A 24069-nucleotide genomic window follows, 5' to 3' on the forward strand; every position below is an offset into this window, starting at 1 on the left:
AGTATCCTCTCAAGGGTTCATGGTTAAACGCGACACGAGGGATGCTCGGCGGAGGGCCAGCCTCGCAACATCCTCGATTGTAAACTCAGCAGATTCGCGCCCGCCTGCCCCGCGCTGTCATATCTGTGTCATTACGTTATCCACAGCTCAGATGCGTTTTTGGGGGATCTTTGCCCGTGAATCCGCCTTGCGGCGTGTCGCGACGCGTCCGTACGCGGCTGCCGGCGGCATGGCTAACGATCCGATAATCGCCGCGCCGTTCATCAATCCAAAACCAAAGGCGAGCTTTCGAAGGTCGCAGTGAGACTCCGTTAAGCGCAACCCGCGCATTGTTCCCCGCAAGAAAACGGGGATGGGCATGGACGATCGGCTGCCAGAGAGGGGACGCGGGACGCTGCGCGTGCTACGGCCGCCATGCTGAATGTCCCGACACTCTGGACGGTCTTCGTCGTCAACTTCCTGGCGCTCGGCCTGATCTGGGCCTACGTGACGCGCTCCTATCCGAAATTCGCGGCCGCGCGGTTCTGGATGGCATCGGCCTTTGTCGGCGCCGCCGGCGCGATGACGGCGTTGATCCGCCTGTTCGTGGTCTCTCCCGTACCGCTTCTGATCGGGGCCGCCGGCATCATCGCGGCGAGCTGCCTGGCCGCCATGGGCATTCAGCGCTTCTACGATCGGCCGGTGTCCTGGCGCGTCATGATCGCGACCGGGATCTTCAGCCTCAGCGGTGTCGTGTTCTTCATGGTCGGCTTCGAGCACATGCAGCTGCGCATGCTCAGCTACACGCTCGGTCAGGCGTTGCCGCTGGTGCTGTCGCTGCGTCTCCTGCTGTTGCCGCCGGAAGGCCGCGTCAGTCCGGGGGCGCGGCTGTCCGGTATCGTCATCCTCACCATCATCGGGATTTTCCTGGCGCGTACGCTGGGCAATCTGCTCGGCCACGATTTCTCGGCGGTTGCCGGTGGCCAGACCCATGCCGTGATGGTGCTGGGGCTGCTGTTCCTGTCGATGACGCTCAATTTCGGCTTCCTGCTGATGGCGATGGACCGGCTGCGTGGCGAGGTCGCCGACCTCGCGTTGCTCGACGATCTCACCGGCGTCGCCAACCGGCGCCACCTGTTGCAGCGCCTCACCGAGGAGTGCGCCCGTTCGGAGCGCAGCGGCGAGCCGTTCTCGCTGCTGGTGATCGATCTCGACGGCTTCAAGACCATCAACGATACCCATGGGCACGCCGCGGGCGACGCCTGCCTCCGGCACTTTACCCTGATGGCACAGACCCGGCTCCGGCCGGGCGACATGCTCGCCCGCACCGGTGGCGACGAGTTCTGCGTGGTGCTGCCGTCCTCCTCCCTGCGCGAGGCGGCCGCGATCGCCCGCCGCGTGCTCGAGGTCTGCCGCCAGGATGCGGCGACCTGCGCCGGCAACGACATTCCGATCGCGATCTCGATCGGCGTGGCGGAGTGGGACCGCGGCATCGGCCAATTCCCGGACCGGCTGATCGCGCATGCCGACCACGCGCTCTATGCCGCCAAGAAGAACGGCAAGAACGATTTTGCGGTTTACGATCCCGCGCCGCCGCTGGCGCCCGAGCCGGCCGGCTCGGTCGAGGCCGCGCGCACATTTGCCTGAAGCCTGCTACGCTGGGGGCCCTGTTGGACCCTTATGATGATGTCTCGCCTGTTCGCGGCCGTGCTCGCCGCTCTCTTCCTGACCGCCCCCGCCGCCGCAACGGATGCCGAACTCGCCAAGGCCGCGCGCGGCGCCGGCACGCCTGACATTCCAGGCCTGAAAATGGTCTGGCTCGCGCCGTGGGGCGATCTCCGCAACGCAAAACCCTGGCGCAACATCATCGTGCACCAGACCGAGGGGCCGGCAGGCTCGGCGCGCGGCGGCGCGCAGGAGCAGTCGAAGAATCCGACCCGGCGCGGCGTCACGGTCTGGGTCGAGACCGACGGCACGGTCTATTGGGCGGTCGCGGAGAACCTCGTGCCGACCCATGGCGACGGCGCCAATCGCAACGACAACAAGTTCATCGACAACAAGGCGACGTACCGCCAGGTCGTGCGCGACAACTCGATCGGCGTCGAGTTCGCCGGCAACTATCCCGATGTCGCGGCCGGACCGACCGAGGCGCAGGTCGCCGCCTGGAAAATCCTCGTCCAGGTCCTGCGCGCTCGCTACGGCATCCCGCTCGACCGCGTCTATGCCCACAACTGGATCGACTACAAGGACGCGCGCTATTGCGAGGGCTGCTGGCTCGCGACGCTGGCAAGGATTTGGGGAGAGTAGCCTCGTCATTCCGGGGCGCGCCAGCGCGAGCCCGGAATGACGATGGGGCGCGCCTTCTCCGTTCAGGGAAGGCCTTGGGAAGGTCGGCCGAAGGCTTCGTGACGATCTGATGCGCATCGCGCCAGATGACCTCACGCTGGCGCGAGGTTGTGATCGTACGCACCGGCAGGCCACCCTCCTCGAGTAGCCAGGCGCAGTAACGCGCGCGGCTGACCGCCTCGCGGGCTCGTGGATCGAACCAGCAAATGCCCCAGATCGAGTCGCGCCGCTTGAAGTGCCGCGCGATGCGCCCGGGAATCGGCAGATGCTGTCCGAACCAGGTGAACTGGTCCTCCAGCTCCTGCCGAATCCAGTCGGGACAGTTGTTCCGATGGATGTACCAGGACGCGCGAAAGAAGCCGCTCTCCACGCGGCTGTGCGGGTGGATGAGCGGTGTAACGAACCGCAAATACATGACGACACGGCGCGACGCCGTGTTGCGTCACGCCCCTCGTAACCAGATTGGATAGGAATGGAAGAACAGCCGCAAAGCGGCGTTCAGCTCATGAGCGATCGCCGGTCCGCGATGGGCGGCGGTCGGAACGTGTCGATCTCAACTTCATGCCGCCTCCCTTGAGAGCGTGAACAAAGCGGCGCGGTATTGCGCCGGGGCGGCAGCACATACACCAGCCGACGTGCAGCGACAAGCCTTGCGCAAATTCGACCTCTCCCCGCAAGCGGGGCGAGGTGAAGACGATGCGCGGCAATCAGACCGGCTGCGCCATCCAGCCGAACACGCGCCGGATCAATCCCGGCCGCCGCGGCACCTCGGGCGGCCGGTCTGCCGCCAACACGCGTTTGAAGAAGTAGTCCAGGAACACCATGTCGTTCGGCTCGGTGACGGTGAACTGGTCGTCGCCGAAGAACACGCTGTAATCATAGAAGAAGGGACCTACGAACGGCACCGTCGCGGTGCTCGCATTGTCCTTGGAGATCACGAACTCTGACGGCTCGAGCCCGTGCTCGCGCATCGCCTGCTCGACCAGCGGCAGCTTGCGCATGAACTGGCCGGAGAAGCCGCCGACGGTGGACTGCAGGATGATCGACACGGTGCGTGTTCGTCCGCTTGATGTTGTCGGTCCGATATTTTTTGGTCGGCTGACGGCCACAAGGGTTCAAGGCAGGCTCGGTTCCGCTGGTGCCAGGGAGCGAAGTGTAACGGCCGTCTCAATCGGCAGCGTCGGCCGCGCTGTCTCCGCGAACTCGCTGCACCCTCTCCCGTTGTGGGAGAGGGTGGCTGGCGAAAGCGCAGCCGGGTGAGGGGTTCTCTCCGCGCGTAAATCTGCTGCGGTGAATGCGCGGAGACAGCCCCTCGTCCGGCGCTTCGCGCCACCTTCTCCCACAAGGGGAGAAGGGGCAGCCAGTGCTTGGCACACTCCACCCAACAAAAAAGCCGGCGTTGCCGCCGGCTTTCAAGTCTCTCTCGATCCGCCAATGTCTGGCGCCGTCGAAACCGCGCTTAATGCGCGGCTTCCAGCGCGGCCTGTTCCGCCCTTGCGATCGTGCCCTTGACCGCGGACTGCACCTTCTCGAAGGCGCGGACCTCGATCTGGCGGACGCGCTCGCGCGACACGCCGAACTCGGCGGCAAGGTCTTCCAGCGTCATCGGCTCATCGGCGAGGCGACGGGCCTCGAAGATGCGGCGTTCGCGCGGGTTGAGCACGCCCATCGCGCCGTTGAGCGCGTCACGGCGGTGATCATACTCCTCGTGCTCCGCCATCATGGCTTCCTGGTTGGGCGTATTGTCGACCAGCCAGTCCTGCCATTCGCCGGCCTCGCCGTCATCGCGGATCGGAGCGTTGAGCGACGCGTCGCCGCCGAGGCGGCGGTTCATGTCGATCACGTCCTGGGCGGTGACGCCGAGACGCTTGGCAATGATCTTCACCTGGTCGGGGCGGAGATCGCCCTCGTCCAGCGCGTTGATCTTGCTCTTCGCCTTGCGCAGGTTGAAGAACAGCTTCTTCTGGTTCGCGGTGGTGCCCATCTTCACGAGCGACCAGGAACGCAGGATGTACTCTTGAATCGACGCCTTGATCCACCACATGGCGTAGGTAGCGAGACGGAACCCCTTCTCGGGCTCGAAACGCTTGACCGCCTGCATCAGGCCGACATTGCCTTCCGAGACGACCTCGGAGATCGGCAAGCCGTAGCCGCGATAGCCCATGGCGATCTTGGCCACGAGCCGGAGATGGCTGGTGACGAGTTGGTGCGCCGCGTCGCGATCGTCATGCTCGCGCCAACGCTTGGCGAGCATGTATTCCTGCTGGGGTTCCAGCATCGGGAATTTGCGAATTTCGGCGAGGTAGCGAGAGAGGCCGGATTCTCCATTGAGGACCGGCAGTGCAGCGGTACGGGCCATAGTGCGCCCTCCAAACAGGTTCAGGCCCCCGATAGCGGCGGGCCAGGCAGACGACCGCTTGGTTAAAGCCAGTCGTAGCTGCGATGTTCCGCGTTGCTCATTTCAACGCAGGCGCAATATACCCCATGAGGGGTCATTTAGGGAAGGATTGCTGACGTCACGTCCCCGTGTGGCAGCTATAACTTTTTGTAATGTAAAGCCTTTCTGAAGCGGGCTGCGTCATTGCGCCGCTTTCAGGACACCCTGGAGGAGAAGCAAATCCTCCGGCAAAGGCGCCTCCCAGTGCAGAAGTTCTCCGGTCCTCGGGTGCTCCAATACCAGCAGATAGGCGTGCAGGGCCTGCCGCCCGAGGGCTGTTAAAGCCGCTTGCGACTCTGGGCCCAGCTGGTTCGCCTTGGTCTTGAAATGCGGGCCATAGACGGCATCGCCCATCAGGGGATGGTCGATATGGGCGAGATGGACGCGGATCTGGTGGGTGCGCCCGGTCTCGAGCTCGCAGGCCAGCAGCGTCGCGATCGGCTTGCCGTCGCGCCCGGCAAAACTCTCCAAAATCTCCCAATGGGTCACCGCCTCGCGGCCGCTCTGGCGCACCGCCATCTTCTCCCGCGCATACGGGTGGCGGTCGATCGGCGCATCGACGGTGCCGCGATGGCGGCCCGGCACGCCCCAGGCAAAGGCCATGTAGCCGCGCCGCATCGGCCCGGTGCGGCCGTGGTCGGCGAATTGCGCCGTCAGGGACTGGTGGGCGAGGTCGTTCTTGGCGACCACCATCAGCCCGGTGGTGTCCTTGTCGAGCCGGTGCACGATGCCCGGCCGGCGCACCCCGCCGATGCCGGACAGCGAGGTGCCGCAATGGGCGATCAGCGCATTGACCAGCGTGCCGGTCTCGTGCCCGGCGGCCGGATGCACCACCAGGCCCTTCGGCTTGTTGAGGACGATGATGTCGTCGTCCTCGAACACGATATCGAGCGCGATATCCTCGCCTTTCGGCTCCGGCGGGGCCGCCTCCGGCACGTCGATTATGATCGTATCGCCCGAGGTGACGTGATAAGCGGGGTCGCGGACCGCGGCGGCCTTGAGGCTCACCGCGCCCGCCAGAATCAGGGTTTTCAGCCTTGATCGCGACAGGTCCGGCAGACGTGCCGCCAGCACGCGGTCGAGCCGGGCCGAGCCCTCGTCGCCGCCGACCACGACCTCCAACCGTTGCGCTGAACCTGAGTTTTCCATGACGACCGAAACTGTTGTTCCCGAACCGAGCCCCGAGCAGGCCGCGCTGTTCGCGCGGGTGCGGCGGATGATGCTGATCGCGGGGTTGACCACGGCGCTGGCAATCTGCGCCGTCCTGATCGCGGTGGGCTACCGCCTTTTCAAGTCGGAGGGAAGGGCGGCGGAGCCGGTGGGCGACATCACCGCCACCCTGCCCAAGGGCGCCAGGATCGTCGCGACCGGGGTCGCCGGCGACCGGCTCGTGATCACGCTCGATGTGGGCGGGATGACCGAGATCCGTACCTTCGACGCCCACACCTTGAAGCCGGCCGGCAAGCTGAAATTTGCCAATGAGCCGTAAACCGGGCCCGGGTATTCGCCCAAATTTCCACCGTCGTCCTGGCGAAGGCCAGGACCCATAACCACAGGTTTTCGTTGCGTGAACGAGATCAGCACTCCGATGTGCCTTAACCATTGGCATTCGGGGTAATGGGTCCTGGCCTTCGCCAGGACGACTGGGGTGAAACCCTCAATCCCGGCTTGCCGTCGGCGAAATTCGCGGCTATGTCGTGTCCCTCACGCTCCCTTCGTCTAGCGGTTAGGACGCGGCCCTCTCAAGGCTGAAACAGGGGTTCGATTCCCCTAGGGAGCGCCAGCAAACTCAGGCACTTAGGTAGCCATCAGCCGCGTTCGTTGAATAATGGTTGAATAAGACGCTGGTGAACAGCAGCGAACGCTTGGGGAATTTGCTGCCGACATTAGCAGACTAGCCTCGACGCGATGCCTGACTGTCGCTGGCGCATTCGCGAAAAATTTCCTCGTCGCCCTTCGTGTCCGGAAATATTCAAACCGCCGCTGACGTGCGCTGTTGTACGCGCGCGCCCTCGGATGTTCGCATTGACGTTGCTCGTCGCAGAAACAACTCTTGTCCGGTCGAGCTTTTTGCGAATAGGAGGACATTCCGGACAGGCATCACCGATCGGGTTCAGCACGTCGCAAACTTCGGCCGCTGCTACGTCAGGGGAGACGCCTGCTGGCGGATCTTCACGGGCGATATTGAAGGCCCGCTCCTGGGCATGCGGATCGGCGCGGTCCTGCATCCAGCGGTGCTCCTCGCACTCGCGGATAGCGCCGGATTCCTGGAGCACGTGGATCGCCCAGCCGCGCATCGTCCGGACCGCTGGCCTTCGTTCACTCGTCATCAGCATAGGAATCGCTCCTGATACGGGTGACCCTCGGACATCAGTCCGCGCGTTCGCAGGACACCCGCTCCGCCCATGAAGACCGCCAAGGGGACTGCCCATGCCGCCGCGGCGTGACTGAGAAACACCATGCCGAGTACGGCTTGCGTGAATATCATGGTGTCCTCCGCACTGCGGCGGCCCAAGGCCGCCGCAGCCGCATCGGGACGCCGCCCGGGCGGGGCGGATCGTCGTCCTCGCCGTCGAGACGGCGCAGCGCCGCCAGGATGTCGGCGAGCCGGATGAGATGTCCCATGCCTGGGATCTCGCGCAACGCAGGACAGGATTCGACCGCAAACATGTCGGACGCCCAGGAGGAGAGGATAATCCGCTTCTCCGGTGTGGAAAGCTCCGCATCGTTCAGGACGTCGTCCGGAGACGCGTAGTGCGCGGCCGGGTGGAAGAGGGGATCGAGTTTGCCGGTGTTCGTGTTGGCGTTGGTCATCGGTTGCCTCCCTTACGCTCCTTTCTTCGGGACGGTGGAATAGTGGAACGGACGGCGGCGTGCCGCCGCCCGTGATCGCCGTTACTGTGTGTTGATAGCGATGCGCTTGACGCCTGCCCGCGGGTTCTCGGACTTCGGCAGCGAGATCGTCAGAACGCCATTCTTAAACGAGGCCTCGGCCTTGTCCTCTTCCACGTCATCGAGCGCGATCTGTCGCTCGAAGGCGCCGTAGTAACGCTCGGTAAAGTGCTTTCCTTCGTCCTTACGCTCGTCCTTCTTCTCGCCGCGGATGGTCAGGACGCCGTTGGCGATTTCGATCTGAACGTCCTTCTCCGTCATGCCGGGCAGGTCGGCCGAGATCGTCAGCGTCTTGTCGGTGTCGCTGACCTCGAGCTTCGGCCAGCCGCCGAAGCGGCCTTCCATGAGTGGAGACAGTCTTGGCCCGCCGAAGCCTTGAAACATGTCGTCGAACAGACGGTTCATCTCGCGATGCAGCGTCATGAACGGATCGTAGGTGCCGCGCGCGGGCGCGAGCTCTTGATTCCTCGACCAAGGAACGAGATCACGAATTGCCATGGTTTTACTCCTTTCATGCACGGGACAGGGAGCGCGGACGCGCTTCCGCGCGCCGCGTTCCGCCGTCATTGCCTCGATCGAGCGTCAGGCCGCCTGCTTCTGCTCGATCTGCGATGAGGAAAATGCGCCGCTGGCGATGTTGATCCTGCGCGGCTTCATCGCCTCCGGCACTTCGCGGACCAGGTCGATGATCAAGAGGCCGTCCCTGAACGAGGCCTGCTTGACCTGGACGTAATCGGCGAGATTGAACACGCGCCGGAACGGACGCGCGGCAATGCCCTGGTACAGGTACTCGCCGGCGGCCTTCTCGGGCTTCCTGCCTTCGATGGTCAGCGCGTTCTGCTCGGCGGTGACGGTGATGTCGTCGACGCCGAAGCCGGCCACCGCAAGCGAGATCCGGTAGTGGTCTTCGCCGGAGCGTTCGATGTTGTAGGGCGGGTAGTTGTCCTCGCCCGCCTGACGCAGTGCGCTGTCGACGAGGCCGGCCAGATGATCGAAGCCGATAGTGGAGCGCCACAGGGGTGCGAAGTCGAAGGTGGTCCTCATACCAAGTCCTCCAAAGAGCAAGATGGTTACGAAGGAGCGCAAGACGGCAGGTCCAAGGACCGCGCGCCCGGCGCCCGCGCTGGGCCCGTGAAGGCGCCCGGCACACCGCTCTCGCGGTGAAAAACGACTTAGAAAAACGGAAAGCCGTTTCAAGAGGTGGCCCGAAAATTTTTTGACGGAGGGTGGCGAGGCCGCAGCACTCATCCGTCGCATCGCTATCCTCTTGACAGGGTGATCGCGCCGAATATTTTTTTGCGCCGGGAATTCGTTCCCGTTTTTTCGAAACCGGAAAGGACAATGACTACCGTCTGGAGCGACGACAATGCTCGATGAAGATTTCGCCCGTATTCGTGTGCACCGCAACAACATTCACCGTTATCGGCGCCTGCTGGAGACGAGTCTGTCGGACCTCGAGCGCCAGTTCATCGAACGGCGGCTGTCGGAGGAGCAGGCCGCCCTCGACGCGCGAGCGTCCGAAACCTTTCCCGTCGCCTTTACCTTGCCGAAAGGTCTGGCCGCGCCGTCAAGCGCGAGGGCGGAGCCATGACATGGCGACGTGAGCAGCGTGCGGGCAGCATCGCTTAGTTTATGCGTTGCGCCGAGCCGAGACGCCGTTGAGAGTGCGAGGTGCAATTCTGCGAAAGGCGGCGAGCGAAAGACCTCGCTGAACTTGACGGGGGTTTTGGCACGCAAGTCGCCGTCCTAATTCCGAATCGCGCGCCTGATCGATTGAGGCGGCTCTCCGTAAATGCGGATGAATGCCCGCCTCATGTTCTCTGCGTCACCGAAGCCGACCGCCTCCGCGATGCGTTCGACAGGTTCGGTGGTCGACTCTATGCGACCTCTAGCCATATCGGCGCGGAGCCGTTCCACCACACGCGCGGGCGTGGTGCCGGTTTGCGCCCGGAATGCGCGACTGAACTGGCGTCGGCTCATCCCGACTGCTTCCGCCAAGTCTTCGAGGGTAAGCGCTTCGGCGATGTGATCGCGGGCGTAGCCGATAGCGGCGGAAATACGATTGTTCGTCGGTGCCAGGTCGACAGCCGCCGCAAACTGTGATTGTCCGCCGTGGCGACGATGGTAGACGACAAGGTGCTGTGCGACGCTCTTGGCGATGTCGAAACCATGGTCCTCCTCGATCAAAGCCAAGGAGAGATCGATTCCGGCGGTAATGCCCGCCGAAGTCCATATGTTGCCGTCCCGGCAGTAGATGCGATCCGCCTCGACCCGGATGGATGGATAGTCTCGCTGAAGGCGAGCAGCATAGCGCCAATGCGTCGTCGCTCGACGCCCGTCCAACAGCCCAGCCGCCGCGAGCGTGAATGCGCCGGTGCAGACGCTCGCCACGCGCCTGCACCGGTTCGAAGCGTCCACGATACGGCTTAGCGCGCCGGCGGAAAGGTGTTGCTCTGGTCCGCCGATGACGACGAGCGTATCGAGCACGGCATCATCGAGAGACGCAGCGGCAGTAGCCATGCCAAGGGTGTTCGTTACGGCACCCGCATCGGCCGCGAGGATATGGATCCGATAGGCCGGACTTCCCAGCTCGCCATTTGCCGCTTCGAACGCGCCGGCCGGACCTGCGAGGTCAAGCATCTGAAAGCACGGAGAAACATAAAAGCCGATGGAATGCATGGCCGGATCATAGGGAAGTTTGACCTTTCGGTCATATAGCCCCCGGCTGTAGAGGTTGTCCAGCGGAAGGACACAGCGATGACTCAGGCAATCAGCGTGGTGATACCCGTGTACGACGGCGTCACCCAACTCGACTTCACCGGTCCGCACCAGTTTCTCTCGCGCACGCCCGATCTGAACGTTCAAGTGGCTTCCCTGGGCGGCGAACCGGTCACGGCGGACCTCACCTTCTCAAATCTGGACGACCTGACGGTCATCAAATCGTGTGACGTCCTTTTGGTGCCCGGAGGCGGTGGCTGCATCAACGCCATCGAGAACGATCGATTCATCAATGAGATCGTCAGGCTTGGAGCGACCGCGCGTTACCTGACTTCGGTCTGCACCGGTTCGCTTATTTTGGGCGCTGCCGGACTTATCACCGGACGCCGCGCGGCCTGCCACTGGGCCTGGCGCCAGTTTCTTCCGGTCTTCGGCGCCATCGTCGACGAGGGCCGCATCGTGAGGGATGGCAATATCCTGTCCGGCGGGGGCGTCACCGCCGGCATCGATTTCGTGTTGGCACTCATCGCGGAGTTGCGTGGACCACGCGTGGCCGAAATGGTCCAACTCGGCTTGGAATATGCGCCTCAACCGCCCTTCGCCTCCGGGCGCCCGGACACGGCGCCAGCAGAGGTGCTGGAAGCGGTGAACGCACGCATGGCGGCGGCCTTCGCTGAACGACGTGTGCGTATCGACGCCTGGGCCGCCGCCCGTCACGTGGGTCAGCACGCCCGAGGTTTCCCAAAGCATGCGCGCCTATCGGACTTCCAGCATTGATGGACGCGTTTCGCTGCATAGTTGGTCCCCGGCTTCTGCCATGCAGACACCATTTCCATTTCCGCGAAGGCGGACAAATCAAGCCTGTCCTGTGACCAATGGAGCGAGATGTGAGCCAGAACGAAAAACCTGATTTCACCAAAGCGCTGGCGGTCGGCCGGGAGCTGGATTTGAAGCTACCCGACAGTCGAACGGTTCGGGATGCCTATGCAGAGGCAGAAACAGTATCGCAGCCTTGGCTTTTCAACCACGTGGCGCGCTCGTGGCTCTATGGCGTCAAGCTGACCCAACATCGTGGACTTGCTCCGGATGCCGAACTGGTTGCGGTGTCGGTGCTCCTGCATGATCTTGGCCTTGCGCGCGGCGGCGCTCCCGATCGTCGCTTTGAGGTTCTGGGAGCGGACCTCGGCCGTGCCTTTGCCCTTTCGCACCATATGGGGGAACGCCGTGCAGAGACAGTTTGGGACTCGATCGCGCTCCATGCCACCCCATCGATCGCGCAGCATAAGGGCCCCGACGTGGCCTGCTGTCAGATCGGCATCGCCTGCGACTACGGCGGACTCGGCTATAACGAGCTGAGCAACGACAACAAGCAAGTGATCCTGGCGGCCTATCCTCGTCTTCGCATGAAGAACGAGCTGACGACGTGCCTTTGCGGCATCGCCAAGAATCATCCGAACACGACAACAGACAATTTCATCTCGGACTTCGGCTTGAAATACGTCCCGGGATATATGCGCTTCTCTGCGGTTGACTTTCTACATCAGTCACCGTTTGCCGAATAGGCGATCGACAACGCTGGCAACAAGGTCGCGTCATGCAACAGATCTTTATCGAGCTCTATAACTATCGTCCCGCCTGGGCCAAATGTCCGGAAAGCGAGAGAACCGATTTCGCGAAGAAAATAGTCGAAGCGGTCAAAGGCCTGACGTCCGCCGGCGTCGACGTCGTTGCCTATGGCATGAACTCTCCCGACACCGATCGCCGTGCTCCGCACGATTTCTTTTGCGTCTATCGTGTGCCGAACGTCGAGTTTCAGCGCGAATTTGAGCGGCAGATCGCCGCGTCGGGTTGGTACGACTACTTCGAGCAGGTGAATGTCAGCGGTGATGCGCAAGGCTTTGAAGCCGTGTTGCTCGGAAATGCCAGGATGGCGCGACCGGCGTCGTCTTGACGGGTTAGACGACCCCGTCGCCTGGATCCCGGTGCAGCGCTTTCCACGCACCGCCTCGGTGGGGGGTGCTGCTTTGCGCCCGTCGATCGGCCAATTCGCGGTCGGCCGGCTGGGCGACCGGAACCGCCGGATGCCATGGCAAATCGACGTGCGCCCGCATCGTCTCAGTGATGCGCCGAAACACTCCTGACGGTCTCGGTCAGCACATCGCCTGACGCGGAACGGTTGACGTCACCCAGGCTGATGATGCCAACCATCCGCTTGCTCTCGCGAGCCCTTTGCAGACGATGTCGCGGTTGGTCACCATCCCGACCAGCTTGTCGTCCTCGCCAACCGGAATGCAGCCGACGTCATGCGCTCGCATCAATTTGGCAAGCTCGGCGAGAGGGGTGTCGGGCAATTGAAAACGCGCTTTGCCATTTCATCGAATGGGACAGTAGTGCTCGCTTGAAGAGCATCGCCGCCAGTCACATCTCATAAGGATCGGGGATCGTTGGCCCGGCACACTGGCAACGCACCCACCGGCCCTCATTGAAGGTCGCGTGCGTCCAATAAGAGCGAGCACGGGCTGCGTTCGAGCGCCGCTCGACGCAGTACCTGTACGCAAACGCAACGGCACCAGCCGTCGAGGGAGACCTTGGCGGCTTTTGCGTGTGGCCAGATATGCGCAAAGAAACGGCCCCTTCAGGGTCGGCCAGCCGCGAGGTTCTTGTTCTCCGGTGCGAATAGCCCCGCCTTTAAGACGAACCATCGCGCGACGATTGTCGGTGAGCTTCGCTCGACCGTAGCAGACGATGACGCCGCCAATCGCAGCATAAACAGATATCCCATCTCAAGGGCGTCAGGACCGTTCTTGACGGTAGTCTCACCCCGGTTGAGCCGGCAACCCAATTCGGACGGTCGGGCGCGCATCTGCCCTCTCTTGTTGGGCAGTCTCAGTGTCATGCGGTGTAACATTCGACGCGTGATAAGGAACAAGTGACCCGGATAACAGTTGCCCGACATCAACTCTCAAAGTCGAAATCACTGAGAGGCTCTAGGATCAGGGAAGAACAAGCCATTGCGTGTCTTCATCATCGCATTGTCAGTCTTGGGAGTTTTCGTCGGTGCAAATGTTGCCCAAGCCGGTCCCAGCACGACCGACCGCGAACTGTTGGCATCCGTCGATCCGGCGACCTTTGCCCAGGAGGCAACTCAGGAAACCGAAGATCAGGTAGGCCTCGACAAGGGAAGGCGTCGAGACGTGCAGCGCCGGCTGACTCGTCTCGGCTTCGACACCAAGGTCAACGGACGGTTCGACGAGTCGACCCGGTCTGTCATTACGCGCTGGCAGGCGGCACGCGGCTATCCCAAGACTGGCTTTCTCAACACGCAACAGCATCAGGCGCTACTGACCGAGTCAGTCTCAGCGGCGCACGCCAGCTCCAGCAGCAGTGACAAATCCGATGAAGGACGTCTGGTCCGTCGTCACGGTGGGGGTGGTGCTCACCATCACCGCAGCGATGGCGGTCCAGGTGGATTGATTGGCGGCGTAGTGGGCGGACTGTTCGGACGCAGGTGACCCGACAAATTGAAAAGGGGACACGCCCAGCCGGCGCGATGCCGAGAGCATCGGTCTGATCGTCTCCGAATTGGTCATCAATTCACTCAAGCACGCCCTTCAAGGACGCTAAGACGTCGATCGCGCACCGCATCGGCGGAGTTTGCCCCTTCACGCAGGTCGATCTGCCACCTCGCGGTCGGTCGATCTGGGGGACCTGAAACGCCGGACAGCGCCGGCAAATCGACGCGCGCCCACATCGCCTTGCGTTCACACCGGCACAAAGTGGACCGCGTCGGGCCGCCGCTTTCGCGCCGCGATGGTTCCCTGTTAAACGCATGGCTCGGGCTCAGCTCAACGTCGGGTCGGGCGGCGATCGCGAGAGGAGCTCTGGCCGTATTTCCCGGCCGCATCTCAGTGATGCGCCGAAACACTCCTGACGGTCTCGGTCAGCATATCATCTGGCGCGGAACGGCTGAGGTCACCCAGGCTGATGATGCCGATCATCCGCTTGCTCTTGTTGATCACGGGCAGCCTGCGGACCTGCAGCTTCTCCATATGATGCATCGCCTTTGCGAGGTCATCGTCCTCCCGGCAGCAATGGATGCCCTCGGTCATCACATCGCGCGCCGTCGCGCGGGCGGCGTCGAAGCCGTGGCTTGCGAGCCCTTTGCAGACGATATCGCGGTCGGTCACCATCCCGACCAGCTTGTCGTCCTCGCCAACCGGAATGCAGCCGATGTCATGCGCCCGCATCAATTTGGCGAGCTCGGTGAGAGGCGTGTCGGGGCTGACCCAGTCGACACCCTTGTGCATCACGTCTTTGACTTTCATGGCGAGCCTCCGTTCTGGGTTTTCCGTTCCTGGGGTTCAAGTGCGTTGATGCAATGCAAGCAGCACCCTCAATTTCTGAACTCTGCAACCGATCGGGCACGAGATCGCAGGGGCAAGCATCATTCCCCGGTGATTCGAGCAGACAAGCGCCAACGCTGCCGCCCTCCTGAACAATTCAACCGCCACTTCGCGGCCGGGGTTCCCCGCCCAAGCTCGCAAAGGCCATGGGCGGAGCGCAAATCCTCAGTTGTGCACGCTAAAGCGCCCGCGCGGTGCGTTGGCCGTCAAGCGCGCAAACTGCACGTGACCCATATGGAGCAGCGTCTCGTGATCGCCGGCTTCCATATAGATATCCGGCTGTGTCTGGATGCTGTCGTCGACGATGATATTCAGCCCGTAGCATTTGCCGACGGCGGGAACGGCGCCGTGTACGCAGTCGTGGAACAGCCGATCGATTTCGGTTTCGTCAGCCATGTGGACATTGTCACCGAGTTCCGTTCTCAGTTCCGACAGGCGGAGGTGATGCGATGCGGGCAAGACCGCCAGCACGTATTCACCGTCGCGCCGCAACACGATGCCCTTGGCGAGGCGATCGCCCGAGATGTGGCATATCTCAGCCGTGCGCGTGGACGTCATGCTGAGTTCGTGCGGGATCACCTCGTATTGGATGTTTTCAGCGGCTAGGTATTTCTGGAGCGTGGGAGCAATGGCCATGACATCACCTCCGATGCAGATTGCAAACCATCCACCGTGAGGTCGTCTTCCCTGCAGTCTCTCGCCATACGATGGGCGGCTATCTGATTATAGACCCGAGACCGCCGGGATACGAGTGCTGTTGACGGGAGAGGAGGCGGGCGCCGCAATGCACTTCTCGCGCCGGCTGCGCCACTCGGACCTCGCCACTTTGCGCTGTTGCGCGATCCCGGCGACGCAGGTTCGGGCACCCGCGTCCCCGAGGCGCTGTCCCGACCGCGAAATCGGGCGGGCGGGCGTCCCTCATTTCCGCTATGATCGAGCCATGACGATCGGGATTACCGGACCCGAACGGAAGGTGCCAAGGCAAAGTGCCGTGGTCGGGCTCATCATTGCGGCCGTCGTCATTGTGATTTGCCTGATCCTGCTCTGGCTCGCGAGCGACCTCCTGGTCGACTGGCTGTGGTTTTCCTCGATCGGTTATCTCCAGGTCTTCTGGACAACAATCGGCGCCAAGACCGCCGTCTTTCTTGCGGTCTGGACCGGAACCGCCGTCATGCTTTGCCTGAACGGATGGTGCGCGCTACGCTTTGCCCGACGGCGGTCGACACAGCTTGTCGCCGCTTCGGTGTGGGACTTCGCAGGCACCGCGCCGCCGGATCTGCTCGCGCATCTCCGCGATCGACTGCCGTGGCCCCGGTTGATCGCAGGCGGGGCGGCTTTGCTCGCCCTGCTGGTCGCCGCCGCCGAAGTCGGCAACTGGGGCGTCTTCCTGCGCTTCGTCTATCAGGTGCCATATGGCGCAGATGATCCGCTCTACAACAAGGACATCGGCTTCTATCTCTTCTCGCTGCCCGCCTACATCCTCATCAAGAACTGGATGATTCTCGCGCTCGTTCTGAGCGCGCTTTTCGCCGCGGCGATCTACTGGGTGCACGGCGACATCGAATACGACATGCACCGCCGATCAATATCGCCGACAGCGATCGCTCATGGCTCCGCTCTGCTTGGTGTTCTCTTCGCGGTACAAGCCTGGTCCTATGGTCTCGACCGCTATCTGCTGCTCTACGGCGATAACGGCGTCGTCGTCGGCGCAAGTTACACCGACGTGCATGTGGGGCTGCCGGCGTTGTGGCTGATGATCGGACTTTCGATCATCGCGGCGCTGGCCGCCTGGGCGAACATCCGGGTTCGCGCCTACCGGCTTCCGGCCGTGGCGATCGTGCTCGTTGGCGTCGGCACGTTCACACTGTCCGCCGTCGTCCCCGGGCTATTCCGGCAGTTCTTCGTCAAACCAAGCGAGTTGGAGCTGGAGAAGCCCTACATCGAACGCAACATCGCGCTCACCCGGCAGGCATACAATCTCGATCAGATCGCAGCCAAGCCGTTTGCCGCCGAACAGAAGCTCAGCTTCAAGACGCTCGACGCCAACAAGGCGACAATCGACAATATCAGGCTGTGGGACTGGCTGCCCTTGTCGGACACCTACGCACAGCTGCAGGAGATCCGCACCTACTACAAATTCCATGATCTTGACGTCGATCGCTACTGGCTCGATGGCTCCTACCAAAGCGTCATGCTCTCGGCCCGCGAATTGTGGCCCTCATTGCTGCCGCCGAATGCCCAGACATGGGTCAACCGCCACGTGCTGTTTACGCACGGCAATGGCGCGGTGATGAGCCCGGTGACGCGCAAAAGCACCGAGGGGCTGCCGCTGCTCTATTTGCGGGATATCCCGCCGGTTTCGGATGGCGGCCCCAAGATCCACGAGCCGCGCATCTACTACGGCGAACGGAGCGACGACTACGTCATCGTCAAGGGGAGCACGCCGGAGTTCGACTATCCGAAGGGAAAAGACAATGTCTACGCCGCCTATGACGGTACGGGCGGCGTTCCGATCGGAGCGATGGTGTGGAGGGGCCTGTTCGCCTACTACTTCAACGACCCGAACCTGCTGCTCTCAAGCTACGTCACGGCCGACAGCCGGATCATGATCCGGCGCAATATCGGCGAGAGGGTGCGAACGATCGCCCCGTTCCTCAGGCTCGATCACGATCCTTATCTGGTCATCAGCAATGGGCGGATGTTCTGGATGCAGGACGCCTACACGGTGAGTTCCTACTTCCCCTCCGCGCAGCCGGTCCAGGACCTGGATATCAACTACATCCGCAATTCGGTGAAGGTCATCATCGATGCCTATAACGGCACCGTCGACTTTTATCTGATGGACACCGGCGATCCGATTGCAGCGACCTACAGGCGCATCTTTCCGAACCTGTTCAAGCCATTCTCGACCATGCCGGCGGATCTGCAGAGGCATATTCGCTATCCGGAGGACCTGTTCCTGATTCAGGCGCAGCTCTACCAGACCTATCACATGGAGGCCGCCGACGTTTTCTACAACCGCGAGGATCTCTGGCAATTCCCGCGCCGGCCGGGCGGCGGCGGCGTTGCAACGATGGCCCCGTATTACATCATCATGCGGCTGCCCGGCGAGCCGCAGGCCGAGTTCTTCCTCATGCTTCCCATGGTGCCGAGCCGCCGCGACAATATGATCGCCTGGCTCGCCGCGCGTTGCGACGCGCCCGACTACGGCAAGCTGATTGTCTACGAGTTTCCCAAGGAGAAGCTGGTCTACGGGCCGTTCCAGATCGAGGCGCGGATCAATCAGAGTACCGAGATATCGCAACAGATCACGCTGTGGAATCAGATGGGCTCGCGGGTGATACGCGGCGCGAACCTGCTGGTGATCCCGATCGAGAACTCGATCCTCTATGTGACGCCGCTCTATCTGCGGGCGGAGCAGGGACACCTGCCGGAGCTGAAACGCGTGATCGCGGCCTACGGCGAGCATGTGGTGATGAAGGAGACGCTCGACGAGGCCTTGTCGGCGCTGTTCATCGAGCCTGGCGCGGTGCGGCCGGTCTCGAGCACGAAGGAGGAAATGCCTGTCACGCCCCCGTCGGCAAGTCAGACGCGGGAGGCGCTCGACCGCTACAATCAGGCCGTTGAACGATTGAAGTCCGGCGACTGGAAAGGCTTTGGCACGCAGTTCGACGCGATGCGCGAAATCCTGGAGGACATGAACCGGAACTCCACGGGCCATTAGCGCCGCGGCTCCTTTGGCGCCGGTTGCGCGTCCCCTGGCTTACCGGATCCTTGCCACGATGTCGGGCCGGTTCTTCTCGAGCCAGGCCACGGCGTCGGGGCCATCGACGATGCATTCGAAAGTTTCCCAGGCCGGGTCTTCCAGGGATTCCGGCTGCAGTCGCTTCGCCGCATACTCGACGAGGTCGTGCAGGCGTTCGTATCCCCGCCGGCGCTCGAGGGAATCTGCAATCGCCGTGCTGACCCATCCGCGTTGGGCCAAATCGACAATGCGCGGAGCGTCGGCGTCGCTGAACCAGGGCGTGGCATCGAACTCGATGCAGCGGACATTATCGGCGGTATGGCAAGTCGCGTGGATCATTGGCTTCCTCCGTTCCCCGGCTTCGCTGCCTCGCACGCCTCAGGCTTTGACCAAATCCCCCAGCAGGTTCGCCGCCACCGTCAGCTTGGCGAGCGTCAGGCCGCTGGCGGCAATCTCCTCGACCGAGCGGCGGATGCGCGTCGCTTCGGGATGGGCCGCGAGCCAGGTCTCGACGGCCTGCTGGCCGGACTGGCCGGTTGCCAGCATGTCCGCGGCCAGTCTTCTTTCGGCGCTGGCGATCTGCTCTACGGCGCGATCGATCGCGATACGTTCGAAATAATCGTTTGCCGGCACGCTGCGCGCGGCTGCGACGATGCGGTCGAGCCGGAAATTGGCTTCCGCAGCGTAGAAGGTCGCGGCGGCATCGCCGATCGGGCGGCTGGTGCGCTCGGCAACCGTCACGATATCGGGGGCCGAGACCAGGGCGTCGAGATCGGCGAGCTCGCCGGCAAGGCCGGACGGAACGCCGGCGTCGGTCAGCTCCTGCCGCCGCTTGCTGCGCACGGCCTGCAAATCCTGCGGCAGGGTGGTGTCGAGCCCGGCCACGATCTGGCGGATCGCCGGGCCGAAGCGCGCGACGACGGCCTCCAGCCCGTCCCTGAAATCGACATTGCGCACGTACCAGACCATGCGCGAGAGCAGCAGGTCCTGCACGGAAGCGTAGAGGGACAGCTGCACCTGGCCGTCGATGCAGGTATCGAGCGCATCGATCGCGTCATTGAGCCACTTCAGTCCGTAGCACTCGTCGACCGCCACATAGGCCATGACGATGGTCGGGATATCGGCGTCGGTCTCGTCGATCAGGCGCACGACACAGGCCGGGCCGCCGCGGTTGATCACCGCATTGGCGAGGCTGGTCGCGATGATCTCGCGCCGCAGGCGATGGAATTCGACCGCGGTCGGGAATCTGTCCTGGATCTCGTGCGGAAAGTACTGCGATAGCTCGCGGGCCAGATAGGGATCATCGGGCACGCTGGTGGCGAGCAGGTCCTCGTAGAGGGTCAGCTTGGCGTAGGCGAGCAGCACGGCAAGCTCGGGCCGTGCGAGGGACTGGCCGCGCCGCGTGCGCTCGGCGAGCGCCGCGTCGTCAGGCAGGAATTCCACCGCGCGGCTGAGCAGGCCGCGCCGTTCGAGCGATTGCATCAGGCGGGTGAGGAAGCCGGTCTCCGCCACGCCCTTGCGTTCGGCGAGCGAGAGCGCCAGCGTCTGGAGATAGTTGTTGCGCAGCACCAGCGCGCCGACCTCGTCGGTCATTGCGGCAAGCAGGCTGTTGCGGTCGGCCGAACTGAGGCGTCCCTCGCGTTCGGGGCGTGCCAGCGCGATCTTGATATTGACCTCGACGTCGGACGTGTTCACGCCGGCCGAGTTGTCGATGGCGTCGGTGTTGAGCCTGACGCCCTTCTGCGCCGCTTCGATGCGGCCGCGCTGGGTGACGCCGAGATTGGCGCCTTCGCCGATCACCCTGGCGCGAACCTCGGCGCCTGCGATGCGGATCGGATCGTTGGCGCGGTCGCCAGCCTGATCGTCGCTCTCGCCCGATGCGCGGATGTAGGTGCCGATGCCGCCAAACCACAACAGATCCGTGCGCGCTTTCAGGATCGCCGTCATCACCTCGAACGGGGTCGCCTGCGGCTTGTCGAGATCGAGCAGGCTGCGCACTTCCGGTGCGAGCGGGATCGCCTTGAGCTGGCGCGAGAACACGCCGCCGCCCTGCGAGATCAGCGACTTGCTGTAGTCCTGCCAGCTCGACCGCGGCAGGTCGAACAGACGCTTGCGCTCGGCGAAGCTGACGGCCGGATCGGGGGAGGGATCGATGAAGATGTCGCGGTGATCGAAAGCCGCCACCAGCTTTGTCGCAGGCGAGAGCAGCATGCCGTTGCCGAAGACGTCGCCGGACATGTCGCCGACGCCGACCGCGGTGAACGGCATGGTCTGAATGTCGGTGCCGAGCTCGCGGAAGTGGCGCTTGACCGCCTCCCAGGCGCCGCGCGCCGTGATCCCCATCTTCTTGTGGTCGTAGCCCTGGCTGCCGCCGGAGGCGAAGGCGTCGCCGAGCCAATGGCCCTTCTCGGCCGAGATCGCGTTGGCGATGTCGGAGAAGGTGGCGGTGCCCTTGTCGGCGGCGACGACCAGGTAGGGATCGTCGCCGTCGTCGCGCACGGTGGAATCGGGCGGCACGACGGCGTCGCCGTCAAGATTATCGGTGAGCTCGAGCAGCGAGCGGACGAAGATACGATAGGCCTCGGTGCCTTCGGCGAGCCAGGCGTCGCGATTGGACGGCGGCGGCAGGCGCTTGGGCACGAAGCCGCCCTTGGCGCCGACCGGCACGATCACGGCGTTCTTGACCTGCTGCGCCTTCACCAGGCCCAGGATCTCGGTGCGGAAATCCTGCGGCCGGTCGGACCAGCGCAGGCCGCCGCGCGCGACCTTGCCGAAGCGCAGGTGAATGCCTTCGACACGCGGCGAATAGACGAAGATCTCGTAAAGCGGCCGCGGCGCCGGCAAATCGTCGATCCGCCGTGCGTCGAACTTGAAGGAGATCACCGGACGCGGATGCCCGTCGTCGCCGATCTGCCACAGATTGGTGCGGATGGTTGCCTGCACCAGATTGGTGAAGCGGCGCAGGATGCGATCTTCATCGAGCGAGGCGACGGATTGGAGCTGTTCCTCGATCTCGCCAAGCAGGGCCGTCTCGCGCGCCGAGCGCTCGCGGTCGGTCAGCACGAGGCGCGGATCGCGGCGGGTCTGGAACAGCGCGACCAGGCTGGCCGTGATCGCGGCGTTCTTGCGCAAGGTCTCCCACATGTAATCCTGGGTGAACGGAGCGCGGATCTGGTGCAAATAGCGCGACAGCGCCCGGATGGTCGAGACTTCGCGCCAGCCCAGGGCGGTGCGCAGGATCAGGGCGTTGTATCCGTCGGATTCGGCGCGATCCGTGACCACCGCCATGATCGAGGCTTGCAGGCGATGGCTGAATTCCGGATTGATCTCGATCGGCTGGCCGTCGCTGGTCTCGATCGTCATGTCGTGGAGCCAGACCGGCTCCGGCCTGTTGCCGGGCACGATCTGATAGGTGCGTTCGTTGACCACGCGCAGCCCGTGATTTTCGATCACCGGCACGCGATAGGACAGCGACAGCGGTGCGGCGTCGGAGAACACCTTCAGGCCGAAGCGCCTGGGATCGTCCTCGCCCTTGTCGCGGTGCACCGAAATCGTCACCGGGCGGGCCGGCGTCAGCCTTTCGATGGTGGCGATATCGGCGATGGCCTGCTCCGCCGTGAAAACCTCGGTATAGCCGCCGCTGAAGGCCTGGGCATAGCGGTTGGCGATCATGCGCGCCCGCATGCCGTCGGTCGACGCGGTGAGCGCGGCCTTCAGCTTGTCGGTCCAGGTCGCGGCAATGGCGCTGATCCCGGCTTCGAGCGTGGCGCGCTCGACGGCGGGCGTCTTGCCTTCATAGCGCCCGATGATGAAGTGGACGCGCGCAAGCGCGCCTTCGGGGAACGAGACGTAGGAAGCCGACAGGGTCCCCTTGTAGACCTGCGACAGGAAGGCTCCGACGCGCGTGCGGACGTCGGTGTCGTATTTGTCGCGCGGAATGAAAGTGAGGATGGAGACGAAGCGATCGAACTTGTCGACCCGCGCCAGCGCCCGGACCCGCGGGCGCTCGTAGAGGATCAGGACCTCGATGACGAAATTGTAGAGCGTGTCGACGTCGATCTGGAACAGCTCGTCACGCGGATAATCTTCGAGGATATGCATGAGCGCCTTGCCCGAATGGCCGTTCGGGTCGAAGCCGGCGCGCTGCTGCACCCGCGAAACCTTGTGGCGCACATAGGGGATCTGCCGCACCGAGCGGGTATAGGCGCCTGAGGTGAACAGGCCGACGACGCGCAATTCGCCCTCGAGCCGGCCGTCGGGTGCGTAGAGCTTGATGCCCACATAATCCATCCGGATGCGACGATGGACGAGGCTCGAGACGTTGGCCTTGATGACGATCAGCAGCGTCGGCTCGTGCATGAACTCGCGAATTTCCGGTGTCATCACCACCATTTCGTTGCCGCGCCGCAGCACCTTCACGTCGGGATCGCGCAGGATACCGAGGCCTTCGCGGGTCGTGATGTCGTCGGACGCATCGCTGTCGGGCGAGAAGCGATATTCGCGCACGCCGAGGAAGGTGAAATTGTCCGCGCAGAGCCATTGCAGGAACTGGGTGGCTTCGGCGACCTCGTCGATCGGCAGCGGCGGCGGATTGGAAGAGAACGTCTTGATCGCTTCCTCGACGCGGTCACGCATGGCGCGCCAGTCGGTGACGCAGGCGCGGACGTTGTTCAAAGCCCTGGTTAGGCCGTCGATCAGCTTCTGGCGATCGGCGTCGGCGTCCAGGCGCGTGATGTGGAGGTGAATCAGGCTTTCGCGCGTGCCTCGTGCTCCCTCCGGCAGCGCTTCGCCGTAGAACCGCAGCAGCTTGCCCTCGGCATCGCGCTCCACGGCGATGATCGGGTGGGCGACGAGGCTGACTTCGATGCCCTGCTCGGCGAGCTCCGCCATCGTGGAGTCGTACAGGAAAGGCATGTTGTCGTTGAGAATCTCGAGCACGGAAATCTCGCGCCCGTTCGGCAACGTCGGATTGACCACGCGGATATCGGCGCTGCCCGACGTGCGCCGCTGCACATGCTCCCAGGCGTGCTCCGCCAGGAGGGCGAGGGAGGCGGCATCGTAATTGTCGAGATCCTCGATATTGCTGTAGCCGAACAAGGGCTCGGCAAAGGCCCGCGGGCTCTTGCCCGGCGGCACGCTGCCCGCGGCATCGCGGATCAGGGTTGCCCGGGCCTTGTCGTCACGCCACGCCATCATGTCCTCCATTTGCCGCGCCGTCCGACCGCAGTCGCGATCATCAGCCTGATTCTGGTTCTGGAGTGCATCTCGCCTAGCGCCGCGATCGAGCGGATACGCGAAATCCTCGGTCTCGTGCTTCGGCAACTTCCGACGACAATACTACGATCCCGGAGCGAAAGGCGCACGCTGTTGTGAGACGTGCCGAAATTCCCTGCGGCAGTGCGAGAGACCGAACTCGGTGCCGAGGCCGCCGAACCATTGGGTCGGGCAGAATTAGAAGCAATTTCAATTGTGTATGAGTTCGCGATGTTGTTCCGAGTGGCGCGCCAAATCAGCCGGAAATTTCGATTGAATGCAGCGCACACCAGTCG

At 63.4% G+C, this 24069-nt stretch carries 20 protein-coding genes, 1 tRNA gene and 2 pseudogenes; 10 read left to right on the plus strand and 13 right to left on the minus strand.

Annotation, left to right across the window (positions count from 1 at the left end; all coding sequences use genetic code 11):
- Positions 1–414: 414 nt before the first annotated feature.
- Both ACXJMY_RS25105 and ACXJMY_RS25110 read left to right on the plus strand, forming a co-directional pair.
- A complete protein-coding gene (locus ACXJMY_RS25105) occupies positions 415–1626 on the plus strand; it encodes a GGDEF domain-containing protein (protein ID WP_456622029.1) in 1212 nt (403 codons plus the stop codon).
- Between the two features lie 33 nt (positions 1627–1659).
- On the plus strand, positions 1660–2286 hold the full coding sequence (locus tag ACXJMY_RS25110) for a peptidoglycan recognition protein family protein (protein WP_456622030.1): 627 nt from the start codon (positions 1660–1662) through the stop codon (positions 2284–2286).
- Between the two features lie 746 nt (positions 2287–3032).
- On the opposite strand, the gene ACXJMY_RS25115 is transcribed toward ACXJMY_RS25110, so the two are convergent.
- The 3 genes from ACXJMY_RS25115 to ACXJMY_RS25125 form a co-directional block, all read right to left on the minus strand.
- Positions 3033–3374, minus strand: a complete 342-nt coding sequence (locus ACXJMY_RS25115) for a hypothetical protein (protein ID WP_456622031.1) — start codon at positions 3372–3374, stop codon at positions 3033–3035.
- A 410-nt stretch (positions 3375–3784) separates the two neighbouring features.
- On the minus strand, positions 3785–4684 hold the full coding sequence (gene rpoH / locus ACXJMY_RS25120) for an RNA polymerase sigma factor RpoH (RefSeq protein WP_456622032.1): 900 nt from the start codon (positions 4682–4684) through the stop codon (positions 3785–3787).
- Between the two features lie 219 nt (positions 4685–4903).
- Positions 4904–5911, minus strand: coding sequence for an RluA family pseudouridine synthase (locus tag ACXJMY_RS25125; protein ID WP_456622033.1), 1008 nt, complete (start codon positions 5909–5911; stop codon positions 4904–4906).
- Here ACXJMY_RS25125 and ACXJMY_RS25130 point away from each other — a divergent pair.
- Together ACXJMY_RS25130 and ACXJMY_RS25135 are read left to right on the plus strand one after the other, a co-directional pair.
- A complete protein-coding gene (locus ACXJMY_RS25130; RefSeq protein WP_456622034.1) occupies positions 5910–6251 on the plus strand; it encodes a hypothetical protein in 342 nt (113 codons plus the stop codon). The genes ACXJMY_RS25125 and ACXJMY_RS25130 overlap by 2 nt on opposite strands.
- A gap of 219 nt (positions 6252–6470) precedes the next feature.
- Positions 6471–6545 (plus strand) — tRNA-Glu (locus ACXJMY_RS25135).
- Positions 6546–6840: 295 nt separating this feature from the next.
- Here ACXJMY_RS25135 and ACXJMY_RS25140 read toward each other — a convergent pair.
- The 4 genes and pseudogenes from ACXJMY_RS25140 to ACXJMY_RS25155 form a co-directional block, all read right to left on the minus strand.
- Positions 6841–7098, minus strand: a pseudogene (locus ACXJMY_RS25140) (hypothetical protein); the annotation flags it as partial.
- A gap of 148 nt (positions 7099–7246) precedes the next feature.
- Positions 7247–7576 (minus strand): hypothetical protein, encoded by a 330-nt coding sequence (locus ACXJMY_RS25145; protein ID WP_456622035.1) that lies wholly within the window; start codon positions 7574–7576, stop codon positions 7247–7249.
- Between the two features lie 81 nt (positions 7577–7657).
- The gene (locus ACXJMY_RS25150) at positions 7658–8152 is read right to left on the minus strand and encodes an Hsp20/alpha crystallin family protein (RefSeq protein ID WP_456622036.1); all 495 of its coding nucleotides are present in this window, start codon (positions 8150–8152) and stop codon (positions 7658–7660) included.
- Between the two features lie 84 nt (positions 8153–8236).
- Positions 8237–8698, minus strand: coding sequence for an Hsp20 family protein (locus ACXJMY_RS25155; RefSeq protein ID WP_456622037.1), 462 nt, complete (start codon positions 8696–8698; stop codon positions 8237–8239).
- A gap of 322 nt (positions 8699–9020) precedes the next feature.
- On the opposite strand from ACXJMY_RS25155, the gene ACXJMY_RS25160 reads away from it, so the two are divergent.
- Complete coding sequence (locus ACXJMY_RS25160) at positions 9021–9245, plus strand: hypothetical protein (RefSeq protein ID WP_456622038.1); 225 nt, start codon at positions 9021–9023, stop codon at positions 9243–9245.
- Positions 9246–9400: 155 nt separating this feature from the next.
- On the opposite strand, the gene ACXJMY_RS25165 is transcribed toward ACXJMY_RS25160, so the two are convergent.
- A complete protein-coding gene (locus ACXJMY_RS25165) occupies positions 9401–10333 on the minus strand; it encodes a GlxA family transcriptional regulator (protein WP_456622039.1) in 933 nt (310 codons plus the stop codon).
- Between the two features lie 78 nt (positions 10334–10411).
- Here ACXJMY_RS25165 and ACXJMY_RS25170 point away from each other — a divergent pair, with 78 nt between their 5' ends.
- The 3 genes from ACXJMY_RS25170 to ACXJMY_RS25180 all read left to right on the plus strand — a co-directional run bounded on the left by ACXJMY_RS25170 (position 10412) and on the right by ACXJMY_RS25180 (position 12323).
- Positions 10412–11149 carry a DJ-1/PfpI family protein gene (locus ACXJMY_RS25170; protein WP_456622040.1) on the plus strand — a complete coding sequence of 246 codons (738 nt, stop codon included), beginning with the start codon at positions 10412–10414 and terminating at the stop codon, positions 11147–11149.
- 110 nt (positions 11150–11259) lie between these two features.
- Positions 11260–11934, plus strand: a complete 675-nt coding sequence (locus ACXJMY_RS25175) for an HD domain-containing protein (RefSeq protein WP_456622041.1) — start codon at positions 11260–11262, stop codon at positions 11932–11934.
- A gap of 32 nt (positions 11935–11966) precedes the next feature.
- The gene (locus tag ACXJMY_RS25180; RefSeq protein ID WP_456622042.1) at positions 11967–12323 is read left to right on the plus strand and encodes a DUF6616 family protein; all 357 of its coding nucleotides are present in this window, start codon (positions 11967–11969) and stop codon (positions 12321–12323) included.
- Between the two features lie 164 nt (positions 12324–12487).
- Here the strand turns inward: ACXJMY_RS25180 and ACXJMY_RS25185 are convergent.
- Positions 12488–12723 (minus strand): annotated as a pseudogene (locus ACXJMY_RS25185) (CBS domain-containing protein).
- Positions 12724–13383: 660 nt separating this feature from the next.
- Between ACXJMY_RS25185 and ACXJMY_RS25190 the strand changes: the two are divergent.
- Positions 13384–13884, plus strand: a complete 501-nt coding sequence (locus tag ACXJMY_RS25190; RefSeq protein ID WP_456622043.1) for a peptidoglycan-binding domain-containing protein — start codon at positions 13384–13386, stop codon at positions 13882–13884.
- Positions 13885–14277: 393 nt separating this feature from the next.
- Here the strand turns inward: ACXJMY_RS25190 and ACXJMY_RS25195 are convergent, their stop codons facing one another.
- Together ACXJMY_RS25195 and ACXJMY_RS25200 are read right to left on the minus strand one after the other, a co-directional pair.
- Positions 14278–14697: a CBS domain-containing protein gene (locus tag ACXJMY_RS25195; protein ID WP_456622044.1), complete on the minus strand. Its 420-nt coding sequence runs from the start codon at positions 14695–14697 to the stop codon at positions 14278–14280.
- A gap of 243 nt (positions 14698–14940) precedes the next feature.
- Positions 14941–15411, minus strand: a complete 471-nt coding sequence (locus ACXJMY_RS25200) for an aminoacyl-tRNA deacylase (protein WP_456622045.1) — start codon at positions 15409–15411, stop codon at positions 14941–14943.
- 304 nt (positions 15412–15715) lie between these two features.
- On the opposite strand from ACXJMY_RS25200, the gene ACXJMY_RS25205 reads away from it, so the two are divergent.
- The gene (locus ACXJMY_RS25205) at positions 15716–18499 is read left to right on the plus strand and encodes a UPF0182 family membrane protein (protein ID WP_456622046.1); all 2784 of its coding nucleotides are present in this window, start codon (positions 15716–15718) and stop codon (positions 18497–18499) included.
- Between the two features lie 39 nt (positions 18500–18538).
- Here ACXJMY_RS25205 and ACXJMY_RS25210 read toward each other — a convergent pair whose 3' ends face one another.
- Positions 18539–18859, minus strand: coding sequence for a hypothetical protein (locus ACXJMY_RS25210; protein ID WP_456622047.1), 321 nt, complete (start codon positions 18857–18859; stop codon positions 18539–18541).
- 39 nt (positions 18860–18898) lie between these two features.
- Positions 18899–23725: an NAD-glutamate dehydrogenase gene (locus tag ACXJMY_RS25215; RefSeq protein WP_456622048.1), complete on the minus strand. Its 4827-nt coding sequence runs from the start codon at positions 23723–23725 to the stop codon at positions 18899–18901.
- Between the last annotated feature and the right edge of the window lie 344 nt (positions 23726–24069).

It is taken from the genome of Bradyrhizobium sp. P5_C12, from assembly GCF_054049735.1.